This window comes from Streptomyces sp. NPDC007162, from assembly GCF_040634175.1.
Taxonomy (GTDB): Bacteria; Actinomycetota; Actinomycetes; order Streptomycetales; family Streptomycetaceae; genus Streptomyces.
Window position 1 is genome coordinate 1 of sequence record NZ_JBEYFC010000402.1, and the last position, 8,347, is coordinate 8,347.

At 72.1% G+C, this 8,347-nt stretch carries 10 protein-coding genes and 1 pseudogene; 1 reads left to right on the top strand and 10 read right to left on the bottom strand.

The window, feature by feature from the left end:
* A pseudogene (locus ABZ646_RS33900) lies at positions 1-890 on the top strand (hypothetical protein); the annotation flags it as partial.
* A gap of 18 nt (positions 891-908) precedes the next feature.
* On the opposite strand, the gene ABZ646_RS33905 reads toward ABZ646_RS33900, so the two are convergent.
* From ABZ646_RS33905 to ABZ646_RS33950, 10 genes are all read right to left on the bottom strand, one after another.
* Positions 909-1,370 (bottom strand): pilus assembly protein TadG-related protein, encoded by a 462-nt coding sequence (locus tag ABZ646_RS33905; RefSeq protein WP_360527567.1) that lies wholly within the window; start codon positions 1,368-1,370, stop codon positions 909-911.
* Positions 1,367-1,795: a TadE/TadG family type IV pilus assembly protein gene (locus ABZ646_RS33910; protein WP_360527570.1), complete on the bottom strand. Its 429-nt coding sequence runs from the start codon at positions 1,793-1,795 to the stop codon at positions 1,367-1,369. Before ABZ646_RS33910 ends, ABZ646_RS33905 begins: the two co-directional genes overlap by 4 nt.
* A gap of 2 nt (positions 1,796-1,797) precedes the next feature.
* The gene (locus ABZ646_RS33915; protein ID WP_360527573.1) at positions 1,798-2,244 is read right to left on the bottom strand and encodes a TadE family protein; all 447 of its coding nucleotides are present in this window, start codon (positions 2,242-2,244) and stop codon (positions 1,798-1,800) included.
* Positions 2,245-2,272: 28 nt separating this feature from the next.
* Positions 2,273-2,539, bottom strand: coding sequence for a hypothetical protein (locus tag ABZ646_RS33920; protein ID WP_360527576.1), 267 nt, complete (start codon positions 2,537-2,539; stop codon positions 2,273-2,275).
* Positions 2,540-2,605: 66 nt separating this feature from the next.
* Positions 2,606-3,526, bottom strand: coding sequence for a type II secretion system F family protein (locus ABZ646_RS33925; RefSeq protein WP_360527579.1), 921 nt, complete (start codon positions 3,524-3,526; stop codon positions 2,606-2,608).
* Positions 3,523-4,521 carry a type II secretion system F family protein gene (locus ABZ646_RS33930; RefSeq protein WP_360527582.1) on the bottom strand — a complete coding sequence of 333 codons (999 nt, stop codon included), beginning with the start codon at positions 4,519-4,521 and terminating at the stop codon, positions 3,523-3,525. Before ABZ646_RS33930 ends, ABZ646_RS33925 begins: the two co-directional genes overlap by 4 nt.
* A 6-nt stretch (positions 4,522-4,527) precedes the next feature.
* The gene (locus ABZ646_RS33935) at positions 4,528-5,835 is read right to left on the bottom strand and encodes an ATPase, T2SS/T4P/T4SS family (protein WP_360527585.1); all 1,308 of its coding nucleotides are present in this window, start codon (positions 5,833-5,835) and stop codon (positions 4,528-4,530) included.
* Positions 5,832-6,671, bottom strand: a complete 840-nt coding sequence (locus ABZ646_RS33940) for a hypothetical protein (RefSeq protein ID WP_360527588.1) — start codon at positions 6,669-6,671, stop codon at positions 5,832-5,834. Before ABZ646_RS33940 ends, ABZ646_RS33935 begins: the two co-directional genes overlap by 4 nt.
* Before the next feature lie 17 nt (positions 6,672-6,688).
* Positions 6,689-7,426, bottom strand: a complete 738-nt coding sequence (locus ABZ646_RS33945; RefSeq protein WP_360527591.1) for a hypothetical protein — start codon at positions 7,424-7,426, stop codon at positions 6,689-6,691.
* Between the two features lie 697 nt (positions 7,427-8,123).
* Positions 8,124-8,347 (bottom strand): hypothetical protein (locus ABZ646_RS33950; RefSeq protein WP_360527594.1); only part of this gene is annotated, 224 nt, incomplete at its 5' end.

The following is an 8,347-nucleotide window of genomic DNA, read 5'->3' on the forward strand; positions in this document are numbered from 1 at the left end:
CGCCCCCCCCGCCCCGCCCCCCCCACCTCCACCCCGCCCACGACCGGCTCCCCGCCCTCGTCGGCCCCGCCCTCCTGGTCTTCGCGGTCGGCGGCACGGCCGGCCGCTTCCTGCTCACCCTCACCGCCGCCGGGGCCTCGGCGGGCGGACACGGCGGCGGGAGCGGGCTGCTGCACGGAGTACGGCAGGGCGCCGGTGGCACCAAGGCGCCGATGGCCGTCGCCGCCGGCGCGATGGCCGCCGGCGCCGTGGCGCTCGTACTGCTCCTCGGCCCCGGCCACGCCTCCCCCGTCACCGCCCAGCGAACCCCGGTCGCCGACGCACCGCTCACCCAGGCACCGGTGACCGTGGCACCGGCGGTACCGAGGAACGGGGATGCCGGAGACGGTACGAGCACGGGTACGGCCGCTCAGGCCCGTACGGGCGTGACGACGACGCCCTCGGAAGGGGCGAGGAACGGAAACGGGAACGGGAACACGACCCCACCCGAGACGACCGGACCCACGTCACCCGCTACGCCCTCGCCCACTCCCCCCGTAGGAACCGAGCCGACACCACCCGCCTCCACCGGCCCCGCCCCCACTCCCCCCACTCCCCCGACGGCACCGACAGAACCGACGGACCCGCCTCCGCCGACCGACCCCAAGGACCCCGTTCCTCCGACGGAGCCCACCAGCCCCACTCCCCCCACGGAGCCCACAGAGCCCACAGAGCCGACTCCCCCGACCGACCCGACCGACCCCGTACCCGTGGAGCCCCCGCCCGCCGGTGACCCCTGCCCGCCCCCGCACGGCGACGGCGACCGGGGCAAGGGCGGCGGCGGCAAGGGCGACGGTGGCGGTGACCGGGGGTCCGGGCAGCGGGTCCCGCGGGCCGCCTCGGCGTCGTGACCCGCTCGCCGGGGCCGCTCAGCCGACCTCGTTCTCCGCGGTCGCCTGGCCGTGCACCACGATCGCACCGCCGTAGAACATGCCTGTGAAGACCGGCTCGTACGTCAACTGGACCTCGACCTGCACCTGTTCCGCGTCGGCGGCGGTGCAGTGGGTGCCCGCGACGTCCGCGGCGGACATGTCCATCTCGCGGGCGAAGGTCTTCACCCGGGCGTCGCAGTCCTGGAAGTTGATCGGCGCGGTGCCCTGCCCCTCGTACAGCGCGTCCAGGTCGATGTCCTGGGCCGCGTAACGGGCCGCCTGTTCGGCGATGTCGGCGGCGCGTTCGCGCTTGGAGATGGACAGGCCGCCGTCGATGACGAACGCCGAGAGCGAGAGGAAGACCAGGGCGAAGATGATGACCGCGCCGGCGCCCGAACCCCGGTCGTCCAGGCGGAGCCGTCGTGCGGTCCACCAACTGCGCAGCACGGCGAGGATCATGCCGCCCTCCGGAACGGGTCGAGCGGTGAGGAGAAGCGCGCGGTGAGCGTCGTGGGGATGTCCAGGCCCAGCATGGCGAGCCCCCTGACCTGGCAGCTCACCTCGACCGTGAAGATGCTGTCGGGTTCGAACCCCGCACTGGTCTGCACGACGGAGACCGGTCCCGAGCAGACGTCCGACAGGTCCGCGTCGGCGGCCTTCTGCGCTTCCGACATGGCGGTGGCGTGGTCCTTCTGGATGGACCCGGCACGGGCCGCGTCACGGGCGGCGCCGTCGATCGCGCCCCGCCCGTCGACGAGTTGGCCGAAGGCGACCAGCACGAGGATGAACAGGATCATGACGGGGGCGAGGATGACGACCTCGACGGTCGACAGCCCCTGGTCGTCCGGCGCTCGGTCCGCTCCGGAGGTCCTCCGGTCGTCCACCACTAGTTGTCCTCCACGAACCGCTCGACCGGCCCCGACGACTGCGCGTGCACCGTCAGGTCCAGGCCCGGGAACACCGTCGGGATGCGGGCGGAGATCTCGACGCCGACCGTGTGCTGTTCCGGCTGGATCATCTTCACGTCCGGCGACAGGACCAGCTGGGGGCCGAGTTGGCTGATGTAGGAGTCGACCACGTTCTGGGCCTCGCCGCGCCAGGCGCCGGGTTCCGCGTCGGCGGTGGCACGGGCCTTGCGGGCGCCCGCCTGGGCCGCCGCCTGGGCCACGTGGTCGGCGAAGAAGTACAGCGCGAACTGCACGGTCGCGAAGATCATGAAGAAGAGGACGGGGGTGAGCAGCACGAACTCGATGGCCGTCATGCCCGAGTCGCCGCGCGCTGCGGCGGCCCGGCGGCGCAGCCAGGCGTTCACGTCCACAAAGACCCCCGTCATCCCCGTTCAGTCCCCGTCGCAGGCCCGGTCAGCAGGTCCCGCTGGCGCTGGCGCCCTTGATGCAGTCGCCGACCTTGTTGGCGCCGTCGCTCAGCGCGGCGTTGATGATGGCGGCGACGACGCCGACGATCGCGACGACGACCGCGGAGATGATGACCCACTCGACGGCGGAGGCACCGCGGTCGAGTTCGCCGGAGCGGGCCCGCGCCACCCGGGCCTGGAGGAAGGTGACGAGGAAGTCCATCGCCGGGATGCCGGTGCTGAAGCTCCGCCCGGTCAGGTTACGTCCGTTCATGGTGGGTTCTCCCGTTGCTCTGGTCGTGCGATCGAATCAGCAGTTGTCGGAGGTCTCTGGAACAGCTCACACCTGGAACACCCGCATCGCCGCCGGGAAGATCAGGAAAACCAGGAAGCCGGCGCACAGCAGCAGCTGGGCGACGAGCATCGACTGGGACTTCTCGCCCGCGCTGCCCTCGATCTCGGCGAGTTCGCGGTGCCGCATGGTCTCGGCGCGGGAGGCGAGGGACTCACGCACCTTGGCGCCGTCGTCCGCGACCAGGGCGAGGGAGGCGGAGAGGTCCTTGAGCTCCTCCACGCCCAGCTCCTCGCCGAGCGCGCCCAGCGCCTGCCACTGGCTGACGCCGGTGATCCTGGCGTCGGCGAGGGCGTTGCGGATGCGCTGGTTGGCCCAGCCGTCGGAGACCTCGGCGGCCGCCATCAGGGCCTCGGGCAGACCGCGGCCGCCCGCGAGGCTCATCGACACCAGGTCGAGGTACGCCCCGATGACCCGCCTGAGGTCCCGGCGCTTCTCGGCCGCGTCCCGTCGTACCTCCAGGTCGGGCAGGAAGAAGAACAGGGCCGCGCAGGCCAGGGCCAGCCAGACCGGGATGACCGGGCTGCGGCCGAAGCCCATCGTGTAGACGACGGCGAACAGGAACGGGCCGAAGACCAGGCCGGCCGCGGCGAGCAGCACCTTGGTCGCGAGGAACCTCTCCCAGCCGCGCTCCAGGACGGCGAGGTCGGCCCGGAGCGAGCGCTGTTCCCAGCCCTGCTGCCGGTAGAACTCGGCGACCCGGTCCCCTACCTGGGCACGGAGTGAGCCGAGCCTGCCGGTGTCCTGGGTCCCCCGGGCGGACTCGTAGGCGGCGCCGCGGGCCCGCATGGCGTCGATCCGGGCGACCTGGGCGACGGCGCTGCGCCTGCTCGGCATGAGGGCGCGGATCAGGGCGTAGACGCCGAGCCCCAGGGTCACGCCGACGACGATCGGCATCGTGAGGTTCATCGGCGCACGCCTTCCTCGGTCGGCAGCGACTGCTGACCGCCCTGGCCGGGCTGGCCGGGCTGGCCGGGGGCGGTGCGGGGCGGTCGTACGAACTGGACGGAGGACTGGTCGCGGACCAGGAACCGTTCCGGGGTCTCGATGGTGGACAGCTTGCGCAGCCACCAGAAGCCGAGCGCGAACAGCGCGCAGACCAGGGCGAGGACGAGCTGTCCGACGGCGGTGCCGTACGGCGCCACGAACTCGCGGTTGAAGACGGACAGGCCGAGGACGAACGCGATCGAGACCGCCACGACGATCTGCACCGAGCGGCGTGTGGAGGCGCGTTGTGCCATCACGCGCTGACGCATGTCGACCTCTTCGCGCGCCGACTTGGCGAGCGCGCCGAGCACCTGGCGCAGACCGGGGCCGCGCAGCCGGGCGTTGAGGATGAGGGCGGCCACGATGATGTCGGCGGACGCGTCGTCGATCTCGTCGGCGAGGTGCTGGAGCGCGTCCGGCAGCGGGGTGCGGGCGCGCAGCCGGTCGACGAGGGCGTCGAGGTGCGGCCGCAGCACGGGCGCGGCGGCCCGCGCGGAGGCCGGGATGGCCTGTTCCAGGCCGACCGCGCCGGCGATGGTGTCGCGCAGCGACTCGGTCCAGGAGGCGAGTGCCTCCACCCTCTTCATCGCGGCTCGCTCCTCGGCGGCGCCGCCGAACAGATTGTCCCAGAAGAAGACGAGGACACCGGCGGCGATGCCGGCCACCGCCCAGCGGGTCAGCAGCAGCACGACGAGCCCGATGATGGCGGCGAGGGAGCCGCGCCGGCCGGCGAACCGGATGAGCTCGGCGGCCCGTTCGTTCGCCTTCTGCTTCTCGTGGTCGGGCCTGGCGGGCAGGCCGCGGATCGCCAGGACCAGCAGCGCCAGTCCGCCGCCGACGGCGACTCCGCAGCCGAGGCCGTAGAGGACCGGGGCCGAGAAGAGCCCGCCCATGGAGCCCAAGGAGTCCAGGTTCATGTCACGTCACCCCCAGGCCCCGTGCGGCTGGTAGCCGTAGGCCATCAGGTCCTCCAGACAGGCTATGGGCGCATGCGGTACGACCCGGCCGTCGTGGGCCTCCGCGAAGACCTCGCTGGACAGCACCCGGCCGTCGACGCCGTTGACCTCGCGGACGGAGGTGACCATGCGCTGGAGGCGGCCGCCGGTCTGGTAGTTGTTGCGCCGCTGGATGAAGACGACGAAGTTCACCGCGCCCGCGATCAGCATCTGGCTGGCCTCGATGGGCAGCCGCTCGGAGGCCTGGAGCGCGTAGGTGGAGATGCGGTTGAAGACCTCGCTGGAGCTGTTGGCGTGGATCGTGGACAGCGAACCGTCGTTGCCCTGCGACATCGCGTTCAGCATGGTGACGATCTCGTCGCCGAGGACCTCACCGACGATCACGCGGGAGGGGTTCATGCGCAGGGAGCGCCGGACCAGCTCCGCCATGCTGATGGTGCCCTGCCCCTCGGAGTTGGGCAGCCGCTCCTCGAACGCCACGACGTTCGGGTGCAGGTCGTGGAAGGTGTCCAGACCGAGTTCCAGGGCGCGTTCGACGGTGATGAGCCGCTCGTGCGGCGGGATCTCGTTGGCGAGGGCGCGCAGGAGCGTCGTCTTGCCGGCGTTGGTGGCGCCCGCGATCATGATGTTCTTGCGGGCGCGGACGGCGCAGGCCATGAAGTGCGCGACCTCGGGCGTCAGGGTGCCGTTGCCGACCAGGTCGGAGATGAAGACCTTGCCCATGCGGGCGCGCCGGATGGACAGCGCGGGCCGCCGGGTGACGTCCATGACGGCCGACAGACGGGAGCCGTCGGGGAGCCTGAGGTCGAGCTGCGGGTTGGCCGAGTCGAACGGCCGGGACGACAGGCCGGAGTACGCGCCGAGCACCTGGATCAGCTCGATGAGCTCCTCGTCGGTCTCCGCGACGGGGTCCCCTTTGGCCTCCCGGCCGTCGCTGTACCCCACGAACACCTGGTCGCACCCGTTGATGTCGATGTTCTCGACCTCGGGGTCGTCGAGCAGCGGCTGCAGCCGTCCCACGCCGAACAGCGCGGCGTGCACGGCGGCGGCGTACTGCTCCTCGGTCTCCGCGTCCAGCGGGGTGCGCCCGGCGTTGATCTCGGAGCGGGCGTACTCCTCCAGGATCTGGGCTATGACCGCGCGGGCGTACTGGCGTTCGTCCTCGGTGGACATCGGCGTCACACCGGCCGCCTGGTCCTGGCGGCGCTGCTCGGCGATCCGGTCGCCGGCGTCCTGCCGGAACCGCTTGACCAACTGGTGGTCGACAGCGGTCATCGGCCGGCCCCCGCGTGGGGCGGCTGCGCCGGTACGGCCCAGGTGGCGCCGTACTGCTGCTGGATGTCGGCGGTGACCTTGCGGGCCGAGCGGATGAGCAGTGACTTGTCGAGGCGCCCGCGCTTGCGGCCGGCCAGCTGGTCGGCGCCGGCCGGGTCGTCGGCGATGGTGCCGACCACGCGTGCTCCGGTCTGGGCGTGTACGAGCATGTCGTTGACCTGGTTGACCAGCTTGCCGGAGCCGGCCGGGTCGGCGATCAGGACGACGCCGATCAGCGGGGTGGCGAGGGCCGCGACGCCGCGCGGACCGCCGTGCAGCTTCTGGGCGAGGGCGGCGGCACGGTCCCGGACCCGGGCGAGCGACTCGGGTTCGGTGCGCGAGACGAGCAGGACCAGGGCGGCGTGCGGGAACAGCTCGACGGCCGGGGTGTCGCCACTGATCCGTCCGCAGTCGGCGATGACGTCGGCGGGAGCGTTCGGGGAGTCGGCGAGGGAGGCGAAGGCGTGCCCGAGGGTGGGCCACAGCCCGGCGAGCCCGGCGGCGTGCTCGGCGATGCCGAGCCCGACCAGCACCTCCAGACCGCCGCTCAACGGCTGTACGTGGTCCCAGAGTTGGTCGGGTACGAGCCCTCGTCGCGCGGTGGCGGCTATGGAGAGCATGCCGGTGTTCGGGTTCAGCGGTCCGCCGTGCGCGGCGGCACTGCGGTAGACCAGGTCGCCGCCGGCCGGGTCGGCCTCGGCGAGCAGGACCCGGCGCGGCCAGACCGCGGCCAGCGCGACGGCCGCGGTGGTGACGCCGGGGGAACCCTTGTCGGCGGCGATTGCGATGAGCGCCATGGGGTGCGGGCCGCCTTCTAGTTGCCGTTGCCGGAGCCGGGGACACGGACGAGGGCGACCGAGCCGGTGGCGGCGGCCTGGGCCAGCGCGGCGGCGTCGTCGCTGTTCACGGTGAGGGTGACAGCGAAGTTGGTGCTGCCGACGAGGTCGCCGCTGTTCTTGCCGTCCGGCACGTAGCTGACCTTGGCCTGGCCGACGAGGGGGGAGCCGCCGTTGCCCGACGAGGAGGACGAGCCGGAGGAACTGCCGGTCGAGGAGCCGTTGCTGCTGACGCGGTAGGCGGCGACGACGTCACCCCTCTTCAGGCCGACCGGGTACTGGCCCTCCTTGAGGGAAAGGCCGACCACGGCCTTACCGGCGGAGAGGTTGCTCCCCTTGTCGAACATCTGCCCCATGACGACCGTGCCCTTGTAGATGGTCGTCTTGGCCTGGTACGACTCCAGGCTGCCGAGCTGGGACCACTTGACGTAGTTGATGCTGTCATCGGCGGCGACCAGCACGGACGTGACGTTGTCCTTGTTGACGGACTCGCCGGGCTGGATGTCGGCGGTCGTCTTGATGACCTCGATCCTGTTGCCGGCCTGCAGCACGAGCGTCGTCGCACCCAGCGCGCCGAGCAGGATCAGCAGCACCGCGAGCGCGGCCAGCGCGGGCTTGCGCTCGCGGGGCGCGGTGGGAAGACGGTCCCCGACCGAAGGCTGAGCCGGACCGGCGGAACGACCGGCACCCGCCCCCGTACGCTCTTGGATCTTCACGCAACCGCTCCCCGTTACAGCCAAGACAGTGTCTGTCCAGAACTCTGAAAACCTGTCAACGCCCGTCACCCTGCCTGGCGGCACAGCGAGAGCGGACACTCCACACCAATCACCCCGAATCGGCCAAATACTCGGCCGCGGGGTGCGTGTCAAGCGATCGCACCGTATCAGCCGCACATGAGCCCCTCAAGGCGCGTCCGGACTCCTTGACCTCACCGAAATCGTCGTTGCGAACTGCAACGGCGGTGACCCGGACGGCGGTTGGGAATGGGGACGCATCAAGGGATCCGAAGGTGTGCGCCGGTGAATCCCCCGCACCCTGCTCGTGGCCGGTCCGCACCCGGCCCCGTGCCGTGCGCCCATCAGGCCTGCACAAAGCGCTCACGCCGACGGCCGGTTTCCGACGCCGGCCCGACCGGGATCACGGATCACCCGGCCCGACGACGGACTCCGCCGCCGTGAACCACCCTGGGGAGGACCGACCGTGACCGTGCCGCAGCGCCACTCCTGGCAACCCCCGGAGGGCGAGGAGCTCGTGGCACGCGCCCCGGCGTCCTTCGCGACCGGCGCGGCGCACCGGGTCCAGGGCCGGCGCTGGTTCCGCGACACCGAACGGCGCGACATACAGGCCGAGTTGCCGGGCCGGCCAGGGAGCCCGGCCTACCGGCTCAGGTCGCGGACCGGCCCGGCGGCCCGGTCAGGCCGTGACCCGGACCGTCTCCGCCAGTTCGTCGGTCAGCTCGCACAGGGCGTCCGTGTGGGCCAGCGCCTGCCAGGACGTCAGCAGGACCAGCCCCCACGTCTCGTCGGCCCTGATTCCGTACGCGCAGGTCTCCAGCACCGTTCCCAGCCCGTCCCGGCCGACGTCCCGGACGTACGCGTGCCGGACGCGCACCGCGGGCCCGGCGGGCAGGGTACGCA